This is a genomic window from Bacillus sp. NMCC46, assembly GCF_002998465.1.
Lineage (GTDB): Bacteria > Bacillota > Bacilli > Bacillales > Bacillaceae > Bacillus.
On sequence record NZ_PVQZ01000004.1, the window covers coordinates 25193 to 48377 of the forward strand.

Below are 23185 nucleotides of genomic sequence, written 5' to 3' on the forward strand. Positions count from 1 at the left end.
CTCCCCCTTTCAAATATTGCGCATAAAAAAAGAGCTGCTTATAAGCATACTCTCTCGACCTCTATAATTCCTTTGTCATAAATAAACTGTTTGGATCTTCTTGATATGAATCGAAAGGCGGGCAAATATAAAAACCAACACTCTCATATAGTTTTCTTGCTGGCTCAAAGAAAGACATCGCACCTGTCTCTAAGCTGACACGTGAATATCCGCGCCTTTTCGCCTCTTGGAGAAGATGGTTCAGCATATACCTTGCTACACCTTTTCGCATATGGAGAGCTGCGGTCCTCATTGATTTGATTTCGCCGTGATCACTTGACAGCTCCTTTAACGCTCCGCAGCCAAGAAGCTCCTCTCCTTCCCGCACACTCCACACTGTGACATCTTGCTTTTTCAAATCAGCTAACGGAAGGGCATGAATGCTTTCTGGCGGGGAATGCTCTTTCATTTCTTCTATATGAGCGGTAATCAGCTGCTCTATTTGTCCATCCGTGAGTGTATCTTGTTGAATGTACATGTCTATCACTCCTTCACGATCATTGTACGTGAAGAGTCAGCATTCACCTGCTGTTATGTCAGATAAACGAACAAACAACCGGCATCCAACCGCCAGTTGTTCTTTTGATATCAACTATTTATGAAGAAAGTACCGCTTGTAACTCTTCTGCTGTACTGCTTTCAAGCTGACTTCCGACTCCTACTGCCACTGCACCTGCTTTCAGCCATTTTGGCACATCGGCTGGATGAATACCGCCCGTTGGAATAAATTCAATCTCTGGAAACGGACCTTGTAAGTTTTTCATATAGGATAAACCGAAGGAACCGCTTGGAAAAAGCTTGAGCAAGCAGTAGCCATCTGCTTTTGCCTGCATGATTTCACTTGGGGTGAGGACACCTGGTACATAGAGTGTGTCGTGAAATGAGAGATGCTCTCCGATCACAGGGAGATATCCTGGACTGACAATAAATTGTGAGCCTGCGTCAATGGCTGATTGTGCCTGCTCAAGGGTTGTGATTGTGCCTGCTCCTACAATCAGATCTTGCTCATGCTGAAAGGACGCGATGATGTGTTCAGCATTAGGCGTGGTATACGTCACTTCAATGGCTCGAACGCCTTTTTTCTTTAAACGCTCAATGGTCTCAATGCCTTCTGCTTCACTCCCCGCTCTCACCACTGCGATCAGCTTACAAGCCGCGAGCTGCTCTTTAACGCTCAAACTTGCTGACTTGCCCATATCCTTCATCTCCCTTCATATATTCTCGTCTGTGATATCGTTTGGCTTCTTTCATAAAAGCCTGAAGCTCTTCCCGAGTAGGCAGTCCGTCTTTATCGCCAGGAGACATCACCGCAAGAGCTCCTACAGCATTGCCTCTTGTCACAGATTTTTCATATGATAAACCGTCCAATAAGCCGCTGATGACCCCCACGGCAAATCCATCACCGGCACCGACTGTATCAACGACATCTGGCACATAAAATCCACTCACAATCCCCTGGCTGGCTGCACTTTTATAAAAGGCACCTTCTGCACCGAGCTTTATGACCACAAGCTTGACGCCTTTTTGCAAATAAACATCGGCAATCTCTTCCGGCTCGTGACAGCCTGTGAGCCTTTGCCCTTCTGCAAGCCCCGGAAAAAACCAATCCACTTGAAAAGCCATTTGATTCACCGTATGGATCATATCTTCCTCCTCTTCCCATAACTGCAGCCGAAGGTTTGGATCAAATGAAATGGTTTTGCCTGCTTCTTTCATTTTTTGAAGAGCACAAAAAGAAAACGCTCTCATTTCACTGGATAATGCAGGCGGAATGCCTGTCATATGGAGGTGTCCTGCCTGTTTGAAATAGCTGGCGGGAAAGTCGCTTGGACTCATTGTGCTCGCAGCAGAGCCTTTACGATAATACGTGACGTCAGGGTCTCCATCCATCACTTTTGATTTAAGTAAAATCCCTGTTTGAGACCCATCATTTGAACGGATCACTGCACTTGTATCGACCCCTTCTTTTTGAAGCTCTTCTAAAATAAATGTGCCAAGTGAATCTGCTCCGACTTTGCTCATCCATCCCACATCAAAGCCAAGCCTTGCCAAACCGACTGCCACGTTACTTTCGGCACCAGCAAGCGCCTTTTGAAATGTCTGCACTTGATGAAGCTCTCCGGCTTCTTTTGCGTAAAACATCGCCATTGATTCCCCAAATGTGACCGCATCCAATGCTTTCACTCATTTCTCCCCTCTCTTGGTACCGGTTTCAAATCAGCTGAAAAAGAGAGAGCATGCACGTATGTATACTCTTCTCTTCTATCGTTTATAAAGATTTTCTTACGATGATTTCTCCATCAAGCTGAATGGTTTGGGGCGCACTTTCATCCCCTTCAAGCCGTGTCTTGATTTTTTGCATTGCGGCTTTCCCCATTTCATGAGATGGCTGGGCAACCGTTGTAATTCCAGGCCCAATCAGCTTATACCATTCTGTATCATCAAACCCTGCAATGCCTATCTCCTCTGGAATCTTTATCCCAAGCTCTACAAGTTCACTTATCAGCTTCAGCATGAGTAATCCATTGGCTGCTAAAATCGCTTTTTTCTGTTGGTTTAGTTGTACAAAACGGACAAGCTCTTCTCGCAATTGCTCCTTTTTCTTCAAATCAATTTCTGCAATAATGGACGGCTTATGTTTACTCATAGCTGTCTGTTCATATGCTTCTTTTCGTTCTTCACGAGGACTGATTCCATCGACCGGCTCAGTAAAGAAGGCGATGTGCTCATAGCCTTTCTCATACATTTGTTGAAGCAGCCGGATCGTGATATCACGGTTATTCGTTGTCACTGTGTCGACTTTTAGTTCAGGTAACTTCCGGTCAACAAGGACAATCGGTACACCGTTTTTCTTAAAATCCTGCAGAATGTCATTGTTCTGGCCTGTCGTATTGATGATGAGCCCTTCAATATAATGCGCATTCAGCTTGAGGAGCATTTCTCGTTCTTTTTCTGGACGGTTATCTGTGTTGCACACCATGATGCTGTATCCATATTCATCACAAATTTCTTCGACACCGCGAAGTGTCGCTACAGAGAATGGATTCGTAATGTCGGCTACAATAAACCCAATGACCTTGCTTTTTCTTACTTTCAATCCTTGAGCGAGCTGACTCGGACGATAATGGAGTTCCTCAATGGCTTTCTTGATTTTTTTTACCTTATCAGCAGAAATTTCATTTGTTCTGCCATTGATATATCTAGATACAGTTGATTTTGAAACACCTGCATAAGCGGCCACTTCGTTGATGGTGACTTTCGTTTGCTTTTTCTCTTTCATTCAAAAAACTCCCACAATCGATATCTTCTCATTTGTTTCGAAACCGATTTCAAATAACTTAAAAAGAGCATATCATAATTTCATGCATTCCAGAAGATTTTTTTGCATGAAGAGGGCAAAAAATCATCTAAATAAATAAAAAGAAAACGATTTCAAAATAACGGTTGACGGCGTTCTCTTTTTCCTCTAGAATTTTCCTTGAAACCGATACCAAATAAAACATCAATATTTTGTTTCAGATGGAAAGGGAGGCTTATCTCAAATGGAAAATCGTTATGCTGTACACCCTGAGCAGGTCAAACGTTTTACAACAGAGGAACTTCGTCGTCATTTTCATATTCCTACGCTATTCGTCAGTGGTGAATTAAAGCTCTACTATTCGCATGAGGATCGCGTGGTGATTGGCGGAGTCATGCCGGCAGCAGAGCCGCTCAAATTAGATGCCGGAGACTTTTTACGTACGGAATATTTCCTTGAAAGACGAGAGATCGGCATTGTGAATGTCGGCGGACAAGGAACGGTTACTGTCGATGGTGAGGCTTTTGTGCTGGAGCATAAAGATTTCTTATATATTGGGCTTGGACACGAAGATGTACAGTTTGCTAGTTCATCAGGCGAAGAGGCCAAGTTCTATCTTGTATCAGCCACGGCTCATCAAGCGTACCCTACACAAAAAGCAGCCATCGCTGAATTAACACCAAATCACTTAGGGGAAGCGTCTGCTTCAAACGTACGAAACCTGTATCAAGTCATCCACGCAAACGGTATCCAAAGCTGTCAGCTCATGATGGGAATCACTCAGCTGGAAACAAATAACACATGGAACACGATGCCCGCTCATATTCATGATCGGCGTATGGAAGTGTACTTATATCTTGATATCGAAGAGGATGCTCGTGTCTTTCATTTTATGGGAGAGCCATCTGAAACAAGACATCTCGTTGTCGCCAATGAGGAAGCGGTCATTTCTCCTGCCTGGTCCATTCATTCAGGATCAGGTACAGCGAATTATTCATTTATTTGGGCGATGGCAGGCGAGAACTATACGTTCAAAGATATGGACTTTGTCCCAATGGACCAGCTGAGGTAATGTGATGACGTCAGCATCCTATGTAGCGTCCCTCTTTTCTCTTGAAGGCAAAACAGCCCTTGTGACAGGTCCTGGAACCGGCATTGGGCAGGGCATTGCTGTGGCGCTTGCCAGATCAGGCGCAGATATTATCGGCACATACCACCACACACCGCTTGAGGAAACGAAAGCGCTAGTCGAACAGGCGGGCCACTCATTTCATGCGGTTCAGGTTGACTTTTCCGACCCTCAAACGGCAAAGCAGGCTGTCGATGCCATGTTACAAAAGCATACGATCGATATTTTAATCAATAATGCTGGCACCATTAAAAGAGAGCAGGCCGCTCATTATTCAGAGGAAGATTGGCATACGGTCATGGATGTGAATATCAATAGTCTCTTTTTCCTCACCCAAAGGGTTGGACAGCAGATGCTGAAAAACAGGCAAGGGAAAATCGTCAATATCGCCTCCCTTCTTTCGTTTCAAGGCGGCGTCTTTGTCCCCGCTTATACAGCAAGTAAACACGCAGTCGCAGGGCTGACGAAGGCCTTTGCAAACGAATGGGCGAACCAGCATATACAAGTGAATGCGATCGCTCCTGGTTACATTGCGACCAATAACACGCAAGCCATTCGAGACGATGGAAATCGAAATGAAGAGATACTCAAACGAATCCCCGCCGGGCGCTGGGGTAAGCCCGAGGATCTAGCCGGCGCTGCTGTTTTCCTTAGCTCACCAGCCTCTGATTATATGAACGGTCATATTTTAGCTGTTGATGGCGGCTGGCTTGCCAGATAAACACACGAGAGAATTCCTATTTGCAGGGATTCTCTTTTTTCTATTTGCATAATTCTCCTCCTATCGAGTCACTCTATAAAAAACATGACATGAGGGTGAGGTATTATGAAAAGTCGTATTGAACAAGATATAGCGTCCGTCATCAAGCGTGTCAAAAGCTTTGCCGGGAAAAGTGATGATATCGTGTTCCACTCATTTTCATTTGGCCCTTCTGCTATCTCTGCATGTCTCATGTACGTTGAAGGACTCACAGAATTTGAGATGCTTTCCAAGCAAATCATTTCACCCATGCAAAAGGAACTGGACATCACCGAGGTTGATTCTACTACGCTTCCGTCCCTGTCTAAAACGTTCTTTGGCATTCAAAATGACGTGCTGGAAGATATGAACCTTGCCATCGAGCAGTTATATAACGGCAGGGCTATTTTATTTGTAAATGGAGCAACGCAAGCACTTGCGCTCCAAACGAACCTTTTTCAATTTAGAGAAGTAGAAGAGCCGCAATCGGAAGTCCTTGTAAGAGGGCCGCGGATCGGTTTTATTGAAAATCTTGAAAAAAACACAGCTTTAATCCGTGAGCGGGCAAACGACCCTAACCTTGTCATTCAAAAGATAAATGTAGGTACTCGCAATAAAAAGTCTGCTGCCCTTGTGTACGTTCGTGATATTGTTGATCCCAAATTAGTAGAAGATATTTTATCACGCATGACCGAAATCAAAATGGATGACATCCCTGAAACCGGCTATATTGAACAGCTGATTGAGGACAGCCATATCTCCATTTTTCCGCAGATTCAAAATACAGAACGTCCAGACAGGGTGATCGCATCCGTGCTTGAAGGCAAAGTCTCCATTTTGCTCGACGGCACACCTTTTGCCCTCATCATGCCTATGACACTTACAGCCTTGATGCAATCACCGGAGGATTATTACCAAAGATGGACAAGTGCGACTCTTTTGCGCCTACTCCGTTATTTTGCCGTACTGTTAACGATTTTTTTACCAGGGCTCTACATCGCTCTTGTCTCATATCACCCCGGTTTATTACCAACACGAATGGCACTCACCATTGCAGGCAGCAGGCAGAATGTTCCGTTTCCTCCTGTTGTCGAGGCGATTCTTATGTCTTTTACGATTGAGCTGCTGCGAGAAGCTGGACTTCGGCTTCCTAGAGCCATCGGGCAGACGATTGGGCTCATTGGCGGCGTCATCATTGGTCAGGCGGCTGTCCAAGCCAATATCGTCAGTGCGTTAATGGTGATTATCGTGTCGCTGACCGCATTGGCCGATTTCACTGCCCCTTCGTATGACTTTAGTTTCCCGCTGCGCATCTTGCGTTTTATGGCCATTTTCAGTTCAGCGATGCTTGGGTTATACGGCTTGATCATGTGTTATTTATTTGTGCTTTGTCACCTGATGCAATTAAAGACCTTTGGTTTTGACTATTTCACACCTGTTTTATCTTCACCGTTTTCAGATTTAAAGGATACGTACGTACGTTTACCAATTGGGCTATTTAAATCGAGACCGAAAACAGCAAAAATAAAAAATCTCAAAAGACAAGGAGATTAAACGATGTACAGAGCTGAGAAGCTATCATTGTTACAAGTCACCATTCTGTGCAGCTCTACAATGATAGGCGCTGGAATTTTAACCATTCCACGCAGTTCTGCCAATTCAGGGTTCCCTGATGGCTGGATCATTGTATTAATACAGGGAGTCATCTTTGCTTTCGTTGCTTTTTTGTTAGGATGGATTGCTGAAAAAAATGCGCCGGACACCATTTTTGAGTCAAATAAAAAAGGAGCCGGTGCATTCTTTGGCACGATCTTTAATTTAATGCTGATCGCTTATTTACTAGGCATTGTCGGCTTTGAAGCGCGTGTCCTCGGGGAAGTGGTCCAATTTTTCCTGCTGGAATCGACTCCTATGGCAGTGATTGTGATGATTTTTCTTCTTGTGGCGATCTATCATTTGAAAAGTGGTATCTTTCCAATAGTGAAAATGGTGACATACATATATCCGATGACGATGATCATTTATATTGGGCTCATGCTGTTTAGTTTGAAAATATTCGATTTTGATTACTTACGCCCGGTGATGGCGAACGGGTTTAAAGATTTCAGTAATTTGTTCTCTCAAACATTTATTCAATTTACAGGCTTTGAGGTCATTTTGTTTGTTGTACCACTCATTTATAAAGACAAATGGTCGAAGGCGAAATGGGCCGCTGCGATCGGGGTCGGAATTACCTCACTTATCTATTCTCTCACGCTCTTTATTGTGATTGGTTCCATGACCGTTGGAGAAACGAAATCCCTCACCTGGCCCACTGTCTCCCTCATTCAAGCACTAGAACTTGAAGGGGTCTTCATTGAACGGTTTGATATTTTTTTACTGACGATCTGGACTTGCCAGCAGTTCATTTGTATGCTTGGCTTTTTCCAATTTGCCATTAAAGGGTGCCACACAGTCTTTAAGACGACCAATGTAACGAGACTGCTTTGGCTGCTGTTTTTGATTACCTCTGCCCTCTCTTTATTTCCGAGAAATATCAATGAAGTTTTTTACTACTCTACTTTACTCGGCTACGCATTGTTCGCGGTTTTAGCCATTCCTTTTATTACAGCTGTTCTGCTGATGATACGTAAAAAATGGGGAGGTCGTTCTGCATGAGAGGAAGGCGTGTATTGTTCATCTTTTTATCCTGCTGTCTTATCCTTTTATCATCAGGGTGCTGGGATTTAAAGGATATTGAAAAACTATCGTTTGTACGCGGTGTTGGTATTGATGAGGAAGATGAGAATGGAGTTAAGCTGACCTACCAAAACCTTGTACCGAAAACAGGCGGAACACAAGAAGCCGATTCTCCTGGCTATGTGAATGTCGTCTCAAAAGGGAAAAATGTGCTGGAGGCTGTCAGTAATGTCGCCTTAAAGGACCCGCCGATCTATAGTGATCATCTGAAAATCTTCTTGTTCGGCAAAAATCAAGCAGAGCATCACGATATTCAAGGAACGCTCAATCACTTTATACGAGATGATGAGGTTAGGCGAAGCAGCTATCTTCTCGTGTCACGAAATGATGCGTCAAAAGTGATCAACCAAAAATTGAAATCTCAGCAAAAGGTTCCGGTTGAGAATATCTTTGAAACATCTAAAAACCGAAGCTTTAATGGGAAAATTTTGCTGCCAACACGTATTGGCCGGGCGTCCGATTACTTTCAGATGGGCATTAGCTTCCTTGTACAAAGTGTAGATGCGATAAACGGTGAACTTATTTATGATGGGGCAGGAATTATAGATGGAAAAACACGAAAACTGATTGGCTTCATCCCTTCGAAGGATGTCCAATCTTTAAACTGGGTGATGGACCGGATATCAGGCGGTGTTGTACCTGCCACCTACAAAGACTTTCCGATCACGTATGAAATTAAGAAATCAAAAACCAAGGTTGAACCCTATCTGAACAATGGGAAAATTTCCTTTAAAATTTGCATACAAACAAATGGAAAATTATCAGAGGATCAATACCCTCCTGAAAATTCATACGATGAGCAGTACATCAAACGATTTGAGCAGATTTTCTCTAAGAAAATTAAAGGACACATTCAAAAAGCAGTGAGTCATATGCAAAATGAAGTAGGCGTTGATCCTATCTTTTTAAGCAAGCATTTCCGTATTAAATACCCTGACTATTGGGAAAAGCATCGAAACGAGTGGGATACGCTCTTTCAAGAAGCGGATATCGAATATGATGTCAAAGTCAGCATTTTAAACTTTGGGGCAGAAGGCGCAACAAAAAGCTTCAAATGGTAATGCAAAAGGCGGTTATCCCGAAGGGGAGCCGCCTTTTTTACGCACGACAATTAAAAGCTGATATAGAGTCACTTGATCAGACAACGCTTTTGTTTGAAAGCCAAGTGACGCTCCTACTCTCGCCACCTCGTCAAAAAACAATTGGACGTTTTGATCAATCTGAACATTGATCCGCTGCTCGATCACCCGTTCAAACAAATAGTCTGGGAAAAGTGCACGCATCGTGTTTAGTGTGAAGAACCTCAGGTGGCCTCGGTCTAAAATCCCTGCATCTTGATACGTAAAATCCCCTGTCATTAACGGGAGAAGCACCTCCGCATGCATCATGTTTGGCAGGCAGCAAATGACCACACCGCCCGGTTTTAAAGATGCGTGCGCTTGTTCAATGATGTGCCAAGGATCTGACACATGCTCTAAAACATCAGAAAAAATAATCGCATCAAAAAAAGCTTTTTTCTCTAACCACGGGTATTCATCTGCTTTTGCCTCGATGACTTCTTCATAATATGCCTTTGCAATGGCTGCTTTTAATGGATCTTTCTCTACCCCGTACATTTCAACAGACTGCCGATTCATTAGTTCAAGCCCTGTGGCCCCTGCACCGCATCCCACATCAAGCACACATACAGCGTCTTCAGGCAGCAAAGCCGCAAAGTACGGATGGGGGGTCATCAGATTGAGATCAATGCCCCATTTATCTAAAAACCGAAGCCTGTTCTCAGCAAACAGTGTAGAGATGTTCGTTTCTTGATTCGCACGAAAGGTTGCATGACCGTGATGATGCACAAATGAATCGTGGACGATTTGCAGCTGATATCCCTTTAGCAAGGATCTCAAACAAAGATCGTCATCCTCAAAAGATCCATACACGAACCGCTCATCAAATAACCCCACCTCTTCAATGAGCTCTCTTTTCACAAGCAGACAAAACCCCACAAGTCGATGTACATAAGTTCTCTGACCTTTTTTCGCAGCCGTATAATTCTTCGCAAATACTGAGAGCTCCTTCACATCTGTATACGATGGCTCGACCATTTGAGGACCGCTCACATAATTGGAGACTGGTCCTACCATCCCAATACGTTCTGATGCAAATAACGCCTCTTTTAATGGAGAAAGCCAGTTTTCCGTTACGATCGTGTCGTTATTTAAAAAGAGAATGCTATCTCCTGTCGCTTTTTTCGCTCCTTGATTACATCCCTTTGCAAAGCCTTGATTCTCTGTGTTTTCAATGAAAATCACATCTTTCAGTTCTCTCACATATTCCTTCGTACCGTCGGTTGACGCATTATCAACGATGATGAGTTCATATTGGTCACTTCGGGTATGGTGCTTGATGCTGTCGATACATTTTTTCGTTAAATGCAGTTCATTGTACGTCAGCATGACAATGCTCGTTTTCCCTTTCATCTCATTTCCACCTTTCGCTCGCCTGTTCCATATGTATGTCATATGCAGCACGTTCAGAAGATGAGAGATTGTCCTTTCTTGATTAAACGTTTGTTTAACAAAGAAAAACCAGCTGCATGCGGGCAGCTGGTCGTTGTTCACACCGTTTTTCCTTCCTCACCTGTGACGGCACGGTTCCTCTTTTTTAAATCTTCTTCAATTTCTTCAAGACTTTTCCCTTTCGTTTCAGTCACCATATATTTCACAAACAAGAAGGCGCCTACGCCGATGACCGCGTAAATGAGAAAAAGATTACTGATACCCATCGCGCTTAATAGAGCTGGGAATGTAAGCGAGATGATTAAATTCCCTGTATGAAGGAGGAAAGTAGAGACGCCTGTACCGATTCCTCTTACATGTACCGGGAACAGCTCCGGAAGCATCACCCAAACGACTGGACCCCAGCTGACAGCAAAGATGACGATGAAGAGTCCTAAACAAATAATGGTTGTCCATCCTGCAGCTGTTGACCCCTCGAAAAATCGATTGACCACTGACAGGACAATTAAACTTAGGACCATGCCAGCATTTCCAAATAAGAGCAGCGCTTTACGCCCTACACGGTCAATGATTTTAATCGCCACAAACGTCATGACGACATTCACTGCCCCAATTCCGACGGTTCCTAAAATTGCCGCTGAATTACCAAAGCCAACGCTTGTGAATGTTTTTGGTGCATAGTAAATAATTGTATTGGTTCCGATAAACTGCTGCAGAAAGGCAAGACCGACACCAGCAATTAATGCTGGGCGTACCCATGGCTCAAATAATTCCTTAAAACCGCCTTTTTCTTCACTTTCTGCCTGTTGAATATCTGAAATTTCTTCTTCAACTTCTTGCTTACTCTTTCTGAGTTTAGATAATATCTCTTTCGCACGGTCTGCCTGTCCATGGACAAACAGCCAGCGGGGACTTTCCGGCATAAACAAAATCCCACATAATAAAAGCACAGAAGGCACGACCGCAATTCCAAGCATCAGGCGCCATGCCTCTGCATCCGCTAAAGCGTAGTTCACAATATAGGCGAGAAGAATACCAAATGTGATCATGAGCTGGTTTAATGAGGACAGTGCACCTCGAGATTCCTTTGGAGCAAGTTCAGATAAATATAAGGGAACAATCGTTGTCGAGCAACCGACAGCAAGCCCTAGTACAATTCGGAATAAGACCATCACTTCCGTATTCGGAGCAAGGGCTGTACCAAATCCGCCGATAATAAACAAAATCGCTGCGGCGATGATGGCTTTTTTCCGCCCGAATTGGTCTGTCAGCTTTCCAGAAAGAGAGGAACCGAGCATCGCCCCGATTAAAATCGAGCTGACAACAAGTCCCTCTGTAAACGCGTTTAACCCTAAATCCTCTTTCATAAATAAGATGGCGCCAGAAATGACACCTGTATCATAGCCATATAAGGCGCCGCCAAGTGCGCCGAAGAAATAAAGCCATCCATTCCGATTTTTCATGTTCATAACCCCTCTTTTGTTCTGTATGTACTGGATGTTTCTCTTTGGAAAATCATTTTCCTCACTTCCTGTCATTTCAAACATTTCGATGTTTTATGACAAATATATTTCATTTGCGTATCATTGAAACTTTTTAAGATAAGAAAACGTCAATTAAGCGTTAGTGAAAAAAATGTCGCACTATATCCCGTTTTAAGGTATATTTGTTTTAGTTTGTAAGCAAAAAGAAGGACATCTTTACTATAAAAATCATAGCGAGGGTTTAAAATATATGGATCAATCAAGAAGCAAACGCAAAGGAAAAAAGCGTTTAAAGCCATGGGTGAAAGTCACTCTATTTATAGTCGGTATTCTTTTACTGACAACCGCTTCTGTCACAGGCTATGCCTACTATAAAGTGACAAGCGCTGCCAAAAAAGCGCAAGTATCTTTAGATCGCGGCGCTCAATCTGTCAAAAGGATTGAAGCATTCGATCCTGGGAAAGACAGCTTTTCTGTCTTGCTGCTTGGCATTGACAGCAGACCGGGCGAAACAGTGAAACAGGCACGAAGCGACGCAATGGTCTTAGCAACAGTCAATCGTACAAATAAAACCGTGAAATTATTAAGCATTCCAAGGGACTCATATGTGAATATTCCAGGGCATGGCTATGACAAAATTACACATGCACACGCATTTGGCGGTGCAGATTTAACCTTGAGTACAGTCGAAGATTTACTAGATATTCCGGTTGATTTTGTGATCCAAAGTAATTTCAAAGCATTTAAAGAGATCGTCAATGAACTAAACGGAGTCTCTATTAACGTCAAGGATGAATATGTGGTCAAACAGGTTCTAAAAGATACAAAGGGCAAGGTACAGCTTCAAACAGGAACTCATACACTAGACGGTGATCAAGCTCTCGCATATGTGAGAACAAGAAAGGCAGATAGTGATTTAATGCGCGGACAGCGTCAAATGGAAGTATTAAAAGCCATTTTTGATAAATCAAAATCGTTAACGTCTATTCCGTCATATGACAATATCATTGATACACTTGGTGAGAATGTCTCAACCAATCTTTCAATGAAAGAGCTAGTCGGGCTGTTCCCGCTTCTGACGTCATTGAAATCGGTTGATACCATTCAGCTAAAAGGCTCTGATTACCAGCCAAACGGGGTTTATTATTACCAATTGGATCAAAACCAGCTAAACGAAGTGAAGACTGAATTGAAGAAACAGCTTGAATTATCATAAACAGAAAGCGTCCCTAAGGGGGCGCTTTCTGTTTGTTGACAAAGGGCTAAAATGGTTTTTATTTTAGCTCTTTGTCTTCTTTTCAGCGTGTAGACGATGATGTAGATTTTAACCCTTTGGCTTATTCCCTTGATCATTCGATCATTTTTGTTTAGCCTTGATAGAGAGGAACAAGCATCCCATTGCTCATGAGAATGAAGGAAATCGTACATACTTTAAAAAGGCTATTGCATGCATGAAGGAGGATTTGACAGCGATGAAAAAAATGATTGCGATTGATTTAGACGGTACACTTTTAAATACAAAAAGTGAAATATCTGTTCAAAACCGGGAGGCATTGATTCGTGCGAAGGAAGCGGGATATATTGTCACCATCTGTACAGGGCGGGCGACTTTTGATGTAAAGGAACTGCTTGGCGATTTGGACATCCCCATTATTGCAGCAAACGGCGGAACCGTTCATACCGAAGGATACGAACTTTTCAGCCGTATCACACTTGACCAAGAAGCAGGAAAACAAGCGGCTAAGGCATTAGTAGAACGAAACATTTACTTTGAGGTCTATACGGACGATGCGCTCCTCTCTCCTTTTGATGGAAAAGAGAAGCTGAAAGCAGAATTTGATGTCATCAAAAGTGCGAACTCAAATGAGGATGTAGCTGATTTATGGGAAGGAGCGATGACTCAATTCAAACAATTTGGCATCAAACCAGTAGATGATATTCGCCAGATTTTTGAGTCGAATGAAGCGACCTATAAATTACTCTGCTTCTCATTTGATATGAACAAACTACAGGAAGCACGAAATCTTCTAGCGGAAATGCCTGAGCTTTCATTGACCTCTTCTGGAAAACATATCATTGAGGTACTGCCAAAAGAGTCTGGGAAAGGACATGCTCTCAAAAAGCTCGCAGCTCATTATGGCGTAGACCGCTCACATATTTATGCGATTGGCGACAGCCCCAACGATCTATCCATGTTTGAGGAAGCAAGCCACCGCATTGCAATGGGAAATGCCGTAGATGTTATTAAAGAAAAGAGCACCTACATCACAAAAGGCAATCATGAAGACGGTGTTGCTTACTTTATTGATCTGCTTTTACAAAATCAATTCCACGAAAAAAAGACGCTAGTCTGATCAGCGCCTAGAGAGAAGTCTAGAAGTCCGATACGAGCGTGGATCGGGCTTTTTCTTTATTTTTTGATTCTAACAGCCGTCTCATACTTATCCTTCCAGTACGTACTTGTTTTCATATTCGTAAGCACGACACCATTTGAGACGGTCACATGAATGACTTGATTTGACCCTGCATAAATCGCCGGCACCAATGACGTTCCACTAAAGAAAACGAGATCTCCTGGCTTCAGCTCCGAACGTTTCACAGGCGTACCTGTCTTGACTTGACCTGACGCATAGCGAGGCAGATCAATACCAAGCACTTCTCGATACACGTATTGTGTGAACCCTGCTGTGTCAAATCCCTCTTCTGGATTCGTCCCGCCTTTGACATAAGGGACTTCCCCAATATACGTTGCCGCTTTTGATACAACCGGATCTTCTTTTGATAATTTCAGGTCCGTTAATCGTTTCGCACCTGTCCATTTCTCGCGCCAATACGATTCAGACAAATAAGAAATCGTGACACTTTCCGAACGGCTCGCATGAATAAAACGATCGCCCCCAATATACATCCCTACATGAGAAATACCTCGCTTATATGTGTTGCTAAAAAAGACAAAATCCCCTGGACGTATATCCGCTAATGCCACTTTTTCTCCAACTATCCACTGCTGTTCAGCACTTCGAGGTAAATAAATCCCTAGTGATTTTTCAAATAAATATTGTAAAAAGCCTGAACAATCAAAGCCAACCTTAGGGTCTGCTGCACCAAATACATAAGGAATACCTAAATATTTCATCGCATCTTTCACAAGACGGTCATCAGAGATTTCCGGTGTACCGGGCAGTCGTTTGACTGCATAAAATCGGTCTGTCCAGTATTTGCTTTTGCTGACATCTGTTTTCACCACACCTTGACTGAGCGTGATGTGGATGATCTGATCGTTACCAGCGTACAACGCCACATGTGTCGGGATATCCTTTGTTTCTTCAATGCTGCGGAAATATACAAGGTCACCGGGCTGCGCTTTGTCCCATGATACCTTTTCCCCAATCTGATACTGGTCGATCACCTTCCGCGGCAAATCAAATGCTCCTGATGTCTTGTACACATATTGAATCAATCCAGATGCGTCAAAGCCCGTTTTTGGATCGGTTCCTCCTTTATGATAAGGTGTTCCGATCAGCTTTTCCGCTTGCTCCAAAGGAGACGCTGTTTGAGCAGATACTTCTGATTGAGACATGAACATCAGCCCTACGAGCGCACACCCACCAATCAATATTTCTTTCCATTTCATGATCTTTCCCCTCCTTTCTTCTATAGTTTCGGCATGACACCTTTCATTTTACACCTTTTTTCGACAAAAAAGAGCACGCAATGCGCGCCCTCTATGCTCTTTAAAATTATTTACTTGCTTCCGTTTTTGACTGCTTTTGCTGTTCGATTTTCTGCATTTCAACCGAGATCTTTTGTTTTTCATGATCTGTGAGGCTGTCACTAAATTTAAAAGCAGACATAAAGACAAAGACTAAAATTAACGCAACAAACGGCCAGCTTGCTTTTAGGAATTTCATTTCTTCTCTTTCCCTCCGTTTTCTTTTAAGTGTTTAACTTTATCAGCGTGATCTACTTCAAAGAAAATGTGTCCGTCTTTTTCTTTCCAATCCGCATTCGTACCATTTGTCAGCATACGGATAATGGATTTTGATTCAAAAGATCCTGCTTTAACCGGAGCAGGTGTTGCTTCCTTGATGTACATTGGGACAACTTCAAATGTCGCTTTTCCATCTTCATTCAGATGATACTGAACAAGTGCAGAATCACGTGTTCTTGACCAGCCTTGGTCAAAAATAAAGTTCCCTAAGCTATAGAAGATCGCCGTACCGTTATAGACTTCCATTGGCTCAAGAACGTGCGGATGAGCACCGATAATGATATCAGCACCAGCTTTTGACATCGCTCTTGCCAATTCTCTTTGTCTATCGTTTACCTCATTGTTGTACTCCTGTCCCCAGTGAGCATGAACAACGACGATATCTGCCTTTTCAGCAGCCTGCGAGATCATCGGAATAAAGATAGATGGATCGGCTGGCAAGATACCCGCCTGGCGATTCGTTGCTTTAAAATCTTTCCCATACACATCAGTAAAACCAAGTGTAGCGATTTTGACACCATTTACTTCTTTGTACGAAATGTTCTGCTTCGCATCCTGAAGGTTACGGCCTGCGCCTGTATAATCCATGCCAGCATGTTCAAAGGCATCAATCGTGTTGTTCAGCCCTTTTTCACCATAGTCTGCCGCATGGTTATTCGCAAAGTTTAATACAGAGAAATTCAAATCCTTCAATGCTTTGACAGAATCTTCGTCTGTTTTCAAATGAATATTCTTTTGTGCCGCTTGTTCTTTATCTGATGCGACTGGATGCTCAAAGTTACCAGTCACATAATCTGACACATCAAAATATGGCTTGGCGTAACGAAAGAGATGCTGTTTTCCATAACGGTCTGTTACTTTCTCTACGTTTCTTCCAAACATAATGTCACCGACAAACGAAGCGGTCAGGATGTTTTCTGGATTCTTTTGTACAGTTGGCACTTGTGCTTTCCCGATAAACGTAAATAGAAATGTACAAGCAATGACAATCGGTAAAGCAATCAGTACGTGTTTATTCGTCTTTTTCTTTTGGTTCTTTGTGATTTTCAGCAGCTTTTCCTGAAAGCTCAATTTTTTATTCATCATTGGACACACCTTATCTTAAAATAGATAGTAAACATACATGATGGCAAATGTTGCACCACTTAGAAGTAACGTGCTTCCAAGGGTAATCGTAAGACCTTGCTTTTGAATCGTATTTGCAATCAATCCAGGAACGATAATACCGATTCCGCGGAATTCTGCTATTTCAAATGGAACCACTGGATAGAAGAAATCAAATACAAGCTTTAAGGCGATCCCTGTAATCAGCATCGCAGCAAACTTTCTGCGTCCGTATAAAATCATAAATTTCGATAGACCAAAGCGAACGATGACATACGTAAGCAAGCTGACAGATAAGACGACTAAAATAAAGACTGGCTGGTTAAATACAAGCGCCAGATAACCTGGGACAACAAGTCCAGCTGGTACGATTCCTGTTTTTTCTGCAAAGATTAAACTAAGTAGAACACCTAAAATTAACGAGATATAAAGATCTGATCCGAACATTTTCTATATTTCCTCCTAGCTGACAAGCTGCTTAATTTTGTATTCTTGAATTTTTTCGATTAACGGTTCAGCGGCACCATGAATATTGCCGACTCCATAAACCACTCGATTATGAAGCTTTTTCTCAAGCATATTCATAATTTCTTCTGTAGATTGATATTCAAGGTTGTGTAAGTGGTCAGCCGGAATTTTCCCATCCTCATATGCCTTCACAATTGGATCTGTTGTTTCACCAATCAAGACAAGATCACTTGCTTCAATATAAGGAAGTACATCCTCCGCAAACTGGATCGTTCTATCTACACGATCCGCACGGCAGTTCATGATAATAATCGGTTCATCTGTTGGATATCCAATCTCTTTCACACGCTTCCAAATGTTCAATGTAGATGATGCGTCATTTGCCGCAAAACCATTTACAAAGTGTCCAGGTGTTTTCGCGTCCATTAATGGAAGAATTCTCATCGCTCCTGGATCAGGTGGCGCATTTAACATTCCTCTGAATGCCGTATCTTCATCAATTCCTAATGCCTGTGCAACACCAAGTGCAAGTGAGGCATTATCTGGGAAGACCATGTACTCAAATTTCCGTAAATACTCATCAGAAATCTTGGAATTATCTGCAACAATGACTTCTGTGTTGCGTTTTTTCGCAATCTCTTTAAAGAATTCCGTATATTCACTATCCGTAATAACCAAGTGTCCATTGTAAGGAATTGTCGCTGTAAAGGCTTCTGCTATTTCATCAAGTGTCGGCCCCATTACGTCCATATGATCTTCAAGAACGTTTACGATCACGCCAATATTCGCTTGAAGCAGCTCTTCCTGAAAGATAATTTGGTAATCTGGATTTACTGCCATACATTCACTGACGATGGCATTTGCTCCTCTTTCAACGGTTTCTCTCATAACTTCCTTCTGCTCACCGATATTCGGTCCTTGCGGTTTCCTTTTAATCGGTTTCTCCTCTGGCGTATCCCAATAAATCATTCTTGCATCTGTTCCCGTTGTTTTGCCGACAGTTTTATAACCTGCCTCCATTAAGATACCGGTTGTCAATCTTGTAACGGTAGACTTTCCGCGAATACCATTAATATTGACGCGCACCGGCAAGGCATCGATATTTTTCTGGTGACGCTTCTTTTCAATAAAGCCAATCCCTAACATGATGACACAGGCTATAACGATTAACCACATCGCTTATCTACATCTCCTTTTTTTATGAGTGTGATATGTAAATTCAATCAACAGTATATAGGTTCAGCATAAAATCACAATCGGTATTATGTAACATAATCTTTCACTTCCTCGTATGCCAAATTCCTCTAATCAGAAGGCGGATTTGCCTAGCTCTTCTTTAAATGAAAAGGCCAAAAGGCGGACAAAAATCGATATGAATTTCGGCTTCAATCAAGAGAAAGCGTTACCATCAAGCATCGGAAAATCTTTTGTCCTTTTCTCCCTAAATTTTTTGACAATTATTAAGATGTATTTTGAATCAATGTTTTATAGCCCTTTAAACTCTATAACATCAGTCATATCAGCGCTTTAAATGAATAGTGCGTGTTTTGGAATGTTTTCGATTTTTGAAGGAACAGGTTAGAAAGTCATTCTCATCGGTCAGAATGCTACGCGTTGACCTATGACAAAGGTCACCTCTAAAAAAATCAAGTCATATGCTTATTTATGGGTCACAAAAAATTGGGATAAGATGTAAACTATTGATCATTTCGAAATACCTGCTTTTTACGATATTCGCTCCTTATGACCTAAACAATGAAACATTATTCATTTGTTTTTATCAAGATTCATCATTTCTTAACATTTTTAATATGATTTTAGTTGAAAGTTGTCAATTCATGTCATGCTTTCCCCAAAGATGACGAATAAAATCAGCTTCTCCGCTTACACTATGGTTAAAAAAACTGTGAGAGGAGGCTAAAGATGCCAAACTCCAATGAGCAAACACGCTTGCATTTTTTATCAGGCAGCTTCGAGGAAAAAATCCGGATTCTGAAAAAGACATTTCAGCAAAGCGGGGATTTTGAATACCGAGAGTTAATGGTGAATGAAACGAAATCTGTCCTGTTTTTTATTAAAACAAGAGTAGATGAAGGCAAACTAAATGATTTCATTATCGGCAACTTGTTAGGTCCTCCTGGAAAGCAGGAATATACGAAATCTCTCAGCACACTCGAAACAGGTGACTTGACGCTGATCACTGACAGTATTATTGCTGGAAGCATTGCGTTTCTTGATGAAAATTCCTCACAGATCAAATTGTTTTCTGTCGGTCAGCCGCCGCTGCGCTCTATTTCTGAACCTTCATCTGAAAGTATTATTGCTGGAGCACATGACGGATTTGTTGAAAGTCTTGATACCAACATCTACTTACTGCGTTCGCATTTAAATGATCGAAAGCTCGCCATTCAGTATCATAAGATCGGTACAAAATCAAAAACAAAGCTTGCGACTGTTTATATATCTGATATCGCTAATCAAGAAAAGGTAGAAGAGGTAAACAAACGGATTTCTTCTATTAAAGTAGACACGCTGCTAAGTCCTGGCTCTATTGTTGAGGCGATTGAGGATGATTCATTTTCTATTTTCCCGCAGCTTATTGATACAGAGCGCCCTGATAAGGTGAGATCTGCAATCCTTGAAGGGCGAATTGTGGTGATGATGGATGGCAGTCCGATGGCCATCATTCTTCCTGTCACCTTCTTTAGCTTCTTTCAATCACCAGATGATTATAATAGCCGCTGGATACCAGCAACGTTTATCCGTATGCTTCGATATCTTGCCTGTATCATCGCAGTCATATTGCCATCTTTTTATATTGCTGTTATTGGGTTTCATTATGAGGTTGTCCCAGATGAACTAGCTATTACGATGAAGAACTCTATTATTGGAATTCCCTTTCCTCCATTGATTGAAGCGATGCTGATGGAAATTACCATTGAACTCATTCGTGAGGCAGGGGTGCGTCTGCCTAGACCAATTGGTCAAACCATTGGTATCGTAGGTGGTTTGGTCATTGGGGATGCTGTTGTACAAGCAGGACTCATCTCAAATGTTCTTGTCATTGTAGTCGCTGTGACCGCTGTCGCTTCATTTGTACTTCCGTCATTTGAAATGACGGCCACGATTAGGATGCTGCGTTTCCCGCTCATGTTCATGGCATCAATGTTTGGTTTTATTGGCATTTCATTTGGATTATCCATCATTCTCATGAATTTATGCCGCCTTGAATCACTAGGGGTGCCATACTTATCACCTGTTGCTCCATTTAACTGGCAGGATTTAAAAGATACTGTAATTCGCCTCCCAATGTGGATGTACAAAAATCGCCCTGTTTATTTAAATCCGCAAAAGAAAAAGCAAATTGAACATTTGAGAGGATGGAAAAAGAAAAATGAAAAATAAAATATCTCCACCTCAAGCTGTCTTTTTTCTCATTCAATCTCAAATTGGTGTCGGTATTTTATCGCTCCCCCACTTTTTGATGAAAGACATGGGACACGATGGCTGGATGGCGATCATTGTCGCCTGTTTTTTTATCCAAATCATCAATACCATTTTCATTTACATCATTCATAAATATCCAGAAACATCATTCTTCCAAGCATTAATTGATGTATTTGGTCAATGGATTGGGAAATTACTGATTGCACTGTATATACTGTATTTTGCCTCCGTCTGTATTGTCGTTTTATCCATTTTCACCAGAATTATTGGTATGTGGGTTCTGCCGCTGACGCCAAACTGGGTCATCAATCTATTACTCATTACTTCCATTGTTTATATTGCGAAGGAGCAAATTACAGCTATTGTCAGGTTTAACTTTATCTTAACTCCCCTTCTCCTTTTGCTTTCCTTGCTGATGTTCTATTCATTAAAAGGGACCAATATCGATTATCTGATGCCTTTTTTTCAAACAGACATTTCTCAGTTTCAGCTTGGGCTGAAGGACGTCGTCCTATCGATGAATGGATTTGAGATGATCCTTATTCTTTCTCCCTTTATGAAAGGCACTATTAAGGAACGGTATAAAATCATGACCATTTCAAATATATGCACGACGCTTTACTACCTATTTATTACATTGATTTGTTTTATGTTTTTTAGTCCAATTGAGCTTGATGTGATTCCCAACCCTGTTCTTTACTTATTAAAAACCATTTCCTTCGGTATCATTGAGCGGACAGATTTAATTTTTCTTAGCTTCTGGGTGTTTATAATTCTTGCCACATTGAGTAACTATCTGTACTTTTGTGCAAATGGCATTTCCAGTTTACTGAAGAAAAAGGATCACAAAAAATATGTTTATTGTTTCGCCATTCTGATATATGCGTCTAGCTGTTTTTTGGCAGTCGATAACTTTCGCATTCAGCGTTTCAATGATTTTACAACGATTGCTCAGTATTCGTTCATTTACACACTTCCAGCATTCATGGCGATCATTATCTTTATCAAACAACGTAAAAAGAAGGTGAAATCACATGCGTCATAAATATGTCCTGACTCTCCTCATGTGCGTGTCTCTCACCATGATGCCTGGCTGCTGGGATCAAAACCTATTAAAAAACATCTCCCTTGTCCTTACTTCCGCCATTGATCAAGGGGAAGATGATAACGCAAAAGTATCGATTACCTACCGAAAAGTACAACAGTCTCAAAGTATGCAGCAAGGAAGTTCAAGTACTTATTCAACCACTGTACTGACAACCAATGCTCCAACTTTACGTAAAGCGGGAACAGACTTCGGCCGAATGGTTGACCAAAAGATTGATATGTCAAAAATGAGGATTTTACTGATCGGTGATGAATTCTCTCAAAATCAACTTCTTCCCTACTTAGACATGTTCTATCGCGATCCGAAAAGTCCTTTGCTTGCCAATTTAGCCGTTGTGAAAGGCGGTTCAAGTATTGATGTGATCAACAAATTACTAAAAGAACAGCTCATTGTCAGTGACTATTTAAACAATCTCATTACAACTGCATCAAAAGGTTCACAAGTGACCGCTGGAAATATTCAAAGCATACGCTCAAAGATGCTCCAAACAGGAGAAGACTTTACCCTGCCTTTAATTGTATTTGATCAGTCTAAACAACTAATCAAAGTAGCAGGTGTGGCTTTATTCGATAATGAGAAAAAAACTGGTGAGCTTTATGGTCAAGATGCCATGCTTCTCAATCTCATGAATAATAAAATCGGGAAATATGCAAATTTCACTAAAAAGATCAGAAATGATATGGAGTTGAAGGGAAATAACTATATTACCATCCAAGTCACCGACTTAAAACGAGATATTCGCATTCTCAATTCTGATCATCGAAACGTGACAATTGGGCTAGATTTCGAATTCAAAACAGCTGTCGTTGAATATCCGAAAGACAATTTAGATAGTACGAAAAAGATCGATGAACTAAACAAACGATTATCAGCTATTTTCACAAAGGAAGCAGAAAAAGTAATCTCTGTTTTGCAGAAATCAAACTCCGACGTGTTAAGTCTTGGAAGAAAGTATCGCGTTAAAAATTATGATGAATATGTAAAAATGAATTGGAAAACTGATTATCCAAATGTAAAAATCATCCCAAAAATCAAAGTGAACATTACAGAAACAGGGATTACTAGTTAATAAAAGGAAGATAGCATCTTTCTTTTATTTTTTTATTTTTTTAAGATTGTCATTTTAATG

21 protein-coding genes are annotated in these 23185 nt (G+C 41.7%); 10 read left to right on the top strand and 11 right to left on the bottom strand.

Going from position 1 to position 23185, the window contains the following annotated elements; translation table 11 throughout:
* Positions 1–61 precede the first annotated feature (61 nt).
* From C6Y01_RS12200 to C6Y01_RS12215, 4 genes are all read right to left on the bottom strand, one after another.
* Positions 62–517: a GNAT family N-acetyltransferase gene (locus C6Y01_RS12200; protein ID WP_034660191.1), complete on the bottom strand. Its 456-nt coding sequence runs from the start codon at positions 515–517 to the stop codon at positions 62–64.
* Between the two features lie 118 nt (positions 518–635).
* Positions 636–1235 (bottom strand): bifunctional 4-hydroxy-2-oxoglutarate aldolase/2-dehydro-3-deoxy-phosphogluconate aldolase, encoded by a 600-nt coding sequence (locus tag C6Y01_RS12205; RefSeq protein ID WP_034660192.1) that lies wholly within the window; start codon positions 1233–1235, stop codon positions 636–638.
* Positions 1207–2223, bottom strand: coding sequence for a sugar kinase (locus C6Y01_RS12210; protein ID WP_034660193.1), 1017 nt, complete (start codon positions 2221–2223; stop codon positions 1207–1209). Before C6Y01_RS12210 ends, C6Y01_RS12205 begins: the two co-directional genes overlap by 29 nt.
* An 85-nt stretch (positions 2224–2308) precedes the next feature.
* Positions 2309–3319, bottom strand: coding sequence for a LacI family DNA-binding transcriptional regulator (locus C6Y01_RS12215; RefSeq protein ID WP_095285707.1), 1011 nt, complete (start codon positions 3317–3319; stop codon positions 2309–2311).
* A gap of 262 nt (positions 3320–3581) precedes the next feature.
* On the opposite strand from C6Y01_RS12215, the gene kduI reads away from it, so the two are divergent.
* The 5 genes from kduI (at position 3582) to C6Y01_RS12240 (ending at position 9005) form a co-directional block, all read left to right on the top strand.
* Positions 3582–4409: a 5-dehydro-4-deoxy-D-glucuronate isomerase gene (gene kduI, locus C6Y01_RS12220; protein WP_066031644.1), complete on the top strand. Its 828-nt coding sequence runs from the start codon at positions 3582–3584 to the stop codon at positions 4407–4409.
* Between the two features lie 4 nt (positions 4410–4413).
* A complete protein-coding gene (kduD, locus tag C6Y01_RS12225; protein WP_106038255.1) occupies positions 4414–5187 on the top strand; it encodes a 2-dehydro-3-deoxy-D-gluconate 5-dehydrogenase KduD in 774 nt (257 codons plus the stop codon).
* Positions 5188–5292: 105 nt separating this feature from the next.
* On the top strand, positions 5293–6759 hold the full coding sequence (locus C6Y01_RS12230; RefSeq protein WP_034660198.1) for a spore germination protein: 1467 nt from the start codon (positions 5293–5295) through the stop codon (positions 6757–6759).
* A 3-nt stretch (positions 6760–6762) separates the two neighbouring features.
* On the top strand, positions 6763–7863 hold the full coding sequence (locus C6Y01_RS12235; RefSeq protein WP_034660200.1) for a GerAB/ArcD/ProY family transporter: 1101 nt from the start codon (positions 6763–6765) through the stop codon (positions 7861–7863).
* Positions 7860–9005, top strand: coding sequence for a Ger(x)C family spore germination protein (locus tag C6Y01_RS12240; RefSeq protein ID WP_034660201.1), 1146 nt, complete (start codon positions 7860–7862; stop codon positions 9003–9005). Before C6Y01_RS12235 ends, C6Y01_RS12240 begins: the two co-directional genes overlap by 4 nt.
* Before the next feature lie 12 nt (positions 9006–9017).
* Here the strand turns inward: C6Y01_RS12240 and C6Y01_RS12245 are convergent, their stop codons facing one another.
* Both C6Y01_RS12245 and C6Y01_RS12250 read right to left on the bottom strand, forming a co-directional pair.
* Positions 9018–10415 (bottom strand): bifunctional glycosyltransferase family 2 protein/class I SAM-dependent methyltransferase, encoded by a 1398-nt coding sequence (locus C6Y01_RS12245; RefSeq protein WP_106038351.1) that lies wholly within the window; start codon positions 10413–10415, stop codon positions 9018–9020.
* Positions 10416–10552: 137 nt separating this feature from the next.
* Entirely contained in the window at positions 10553–11917 is a 1365-nt protein-coding gene (locus tag C6Y01_RS12250) for a sugar porter family MFS transporter (RefSeq protein ID WP_095285705.1), read from the bottom strand.
* 271 nt (positions 11918–12188) lie between these two features.
* Between C6Y01_RS12250 and C6Y01_RS12255 the strand changes: the two genes are divergently transcribed.
* Together C6Y01_RS12255 and C6Y01_RS12265 are read left to right on the top strand one after the other, a co-directional pair.
* On the top strand, positions 12189–13154 hold the full coding sequence (locus tag C6Y01_RS12255) for an LCP family protein (protein ID WP_034660205.1): 966 nt from the start codon (positions 12189–12191) through the stop codon (positions 13152–13154).
* 256 nt (positions 13155–13410) lie between these two features.
* Positions 13411–14292, top strand: coding sequence for a Cof-type HAD-IIB family hydrolase (locus C6Y01_RS12265; protein ID WP_189318701.1), 882 nt, complete (start codon positions 13411–13413; stop codon positions 14290–14292).
* Between the two features lie 56 nt (positions 14293–14348).
* On the opposite strand, the gene C6Y01_RS12270 is transcribed toward C6Y01_RS12265, so the two are convergent.
* The 5 genes from C6Y01_RS12270 to pgsB form a co-directional block, all read right to left on the bottom strand.
* Complete coding sequence (locus C6Y01_RS12270; RefSeq protein ID WP_034660208.1) at positions 14349–15572, bottom strand: C40 family peptidase; 1224 nt, start codon at positions 15570–15572, stop codon at positions 14349–14351.
* A 106-nt stretch (positions 15573–15678) separates the two neighbouring features.
* Positions 15679–15849: an extrachromosomal elements maintenance protein EdmS gene (edmS, locus tag C6Y01_RS18960; RefSeq protein WP_003213661.1), complete on the bottom strand. Its 171-nt coding sequence runs from the start codon at positions 15847–15849 to the stop codon at positions 15679–15681.
* Positions 15846–17012: a CapA family protein gene (locus C6Y01_RS12275; protein WP_034660209.1), complete on the bottom strand. Its 1167-nt coding sequence runs from the start codon at positions 17010–17012 to the stop codon at positions 15846–15848. The genes edmS and C6Y01_RS12275 overlap by 4 nt, the downstream gene beginning before the upstream one ends.
* A gap of 18 nt (positions 17013–17030) precedes the next feature.
* Complete coding sequence (pgsC, locus tag C6Y01_RS12280; RefSeq protein WP_012011488.1) at positions 17031–17480, bottom strand: poly-gamma-glutamate biosynthesis protein PgsC; 450 nt, start codon at positions 17478–17480, stop codon at positions 17031–17033.
* 15 nt (positions 17481–17495) lie between these two features.
* Complete coding sequence (gene pgsB / locus C6Y01_RS12285; protein ID WP_034660210.1) at positions 17496–18677, bottom strand: poly-gamma-glutamate synthase PgsB; 1182 nt, start codon at positions 18675–18677, stop codon at positions 17496–17498.
* 747 nt (positions 18678–19424) lie between these two features.
* Between pgsB and C6Y01_RS12295 the strand changes: the two genes are divergently transcribed.
* From C6Y01_RS12295 to C6Y01_RS12305, 3 genes are read left to right on the top strand one after another with little or no spacing between them, the layout of a single operon-like run.
* Entirely contained in the window at positions 19425–20906 is a 1482-nt protein-coding gene (locus C6Y01_RS12295; RefSeq protein ID WP_106038259.1) for a spore germination protein, read from the top strand.
* On the top strand, positions 20896–21993 hold the full coding sequence (locus tag C6Y01_RS12300; protein ID WP_034660213.1) for a GerAB/ArcD/ProY family transporter: 1098 nt from the start codon (positions 20896–20898) through the stop codon (positions 21991–21993). Before C6Y01_RS12295 ends, C6Y01_RS12300 begins: the two co-directional genes overlap by 11 nt.
* Entirely contained in the window at positions 21983–23125 is a 1143-nt protein-coding gene (locus C6Y01_RS12305) for a Ger(x)C family spore germination protein (protein WP_106038260.1), read from the top strand. Before C6Y01_RS12300 ends, C6Y01_RS12305 begins: the two co-directional genes overlap by 11 nt.
* Positions 23126–23185: the final 60 nt, after the last annotated feature.

Excerpts from the sequence above, each read along its gene's own strand:
- pgsC (WP_012011488.1), bottom strand. The coding sequence starts at position 17,480 with ATGTTCGGATCAGATCTTTATATCTCGTTAATTTTAGGTGTTCTACTT.
- C6Y01_RS12275 (WP_034660209.1), bottom strand. The coding sequence starts at position 17,012 with ATGAATAAAAAATTGAGCTTTCAGGAAAAGCTGCTGAAAATCACAAAG.
- edmS (WP_003213661.1), bottom strand. The coding sequence starts at position 15,849 with ATGAAATTCCTAAAAGCAAGCTGGCCGTTTGTTGCGTTAATTTTAGTC.
- C6Y01_RS12305 (WP_106038260.1), top strand. The coding sequence starts at position 21,983 with ATGCGTCATAAATATGTCCTGACTCTCCTCATGTGCGTGTCTCTCACC.
- C6Y01_RS12230 (WP_034660198.1), top strand. The coding sequence starts at position 5,293 with ATGAAAAGTCGTATTGAACAAGATATAGCGTCCGTCATCAAGCGTGTC.
- kduI (WP_066031644.1), top strand. The coding sequence starts at position 3,582 with ATGGAAAATCGTTATGCTGTACACCCTGAGCAGGTCAAACGTTTTACA.
- C6Y01_RS12300 (WP_034660213.1), top strand. The coding sequence starts at position 20,896 with ATGAAAAATAAAATATCTCCACCTCAAGCTGTCTTTTTTCTCATTCAA.
- kduD (WP_106038255.1), top strand. The coding sequence starts at position 4,414 with ATGACGTCAGCATCCTATGTAGCGTCCCTCTTTTCTCTTGAAGGCAAA.
- C6Y01_RS12255 (WP_034660205.1), top strand. The coding sequence starts at position 12,189 with ATGGATCAATCAAGAAGCAAACGCAAAGGAAAAAAGCGTTTAAAGCCA.
- C6Y01_RS12245 (WP_106038351.1), bottom strand. The coding sequence starts at position 10,415 with ATGAAAGGGAAAACGAGCATTGTCATGCTGACGTACAATGAACTGCAT.
- C6Y01_RS12295 (WP_106038259.1), top strand. The coding sequence starts at position 19,425 with ATGCCAAACTCCAATGAGCAAACACGCTTGCATTTTTTATCAGGCAGC.
- C6Y01_RS12240 (WP_034660201.1), top strand. The coding sequence starts at position 7,860 with ATGAGAGGAAGGCGTGTATTGTTCATCTTTTTATCCTGCTGTCTTATC.
- C6Y01_RS12270 (WP_034660208.1), bottom strand. The coding sequence starts at position 15,572 with ATGAAATGGAAAGAAATATTGATTGGTGGGTGTGCGCTCGTAGGGCTG.
- C6Y01_RS12265 (WP_189318701.1), top strand. The coding sequence starts at position 13,411 with ATGAAAAAAATGATTGCGATTGATTTAGACGGTACACTTTTAAATACA.
- C6Y01_RS12250 (WP_095285705.1), bottom strand. The coding sequence starts at position 11,917 with ATGAAAAATCGGAATGGATGGCTTTATTTCTTCGGCGCACTTGGCGGC.
- C6Y01_RS12205 (WP_034660192.1), bottom strand. The coding sequence starts at position 1,235 with ATGGGCAAGTCAGCAAGTTTGAGCGTTAAAGAGCAGCTCGCGGCTTGT.
- C6Y01_RS12235 (WP_034660200.1), top strand. The coding sequence starts at position 6,763 with ATGTACAGAGCTGAGAAGCTATCATTGTTACAAGTCACCATTCTGTGC.
- C6Y01_RS12215 (WP_095285707.1), bottom strand. The coding sequence starts at position 3,319 with ATGAAAGAGAAAAAGCAAACGAAAGTCACCATCAACGAAGTGGCCGCT.
- pgsB (WP_034660210.1), bottom strand. The coding sequence starts at position 18,677 with ATGTGGTTAATCGTTATAGCCTGTGTCATCATGTTAGGGATTGGCTTT.
- C6Y01_RS12200 (WP_034660191.1), bottom strand. The coding sequence starts at position 517 with ATGTACATTCAACAAGATACACTCACGGATGGACAAATAGAGCAGCTG.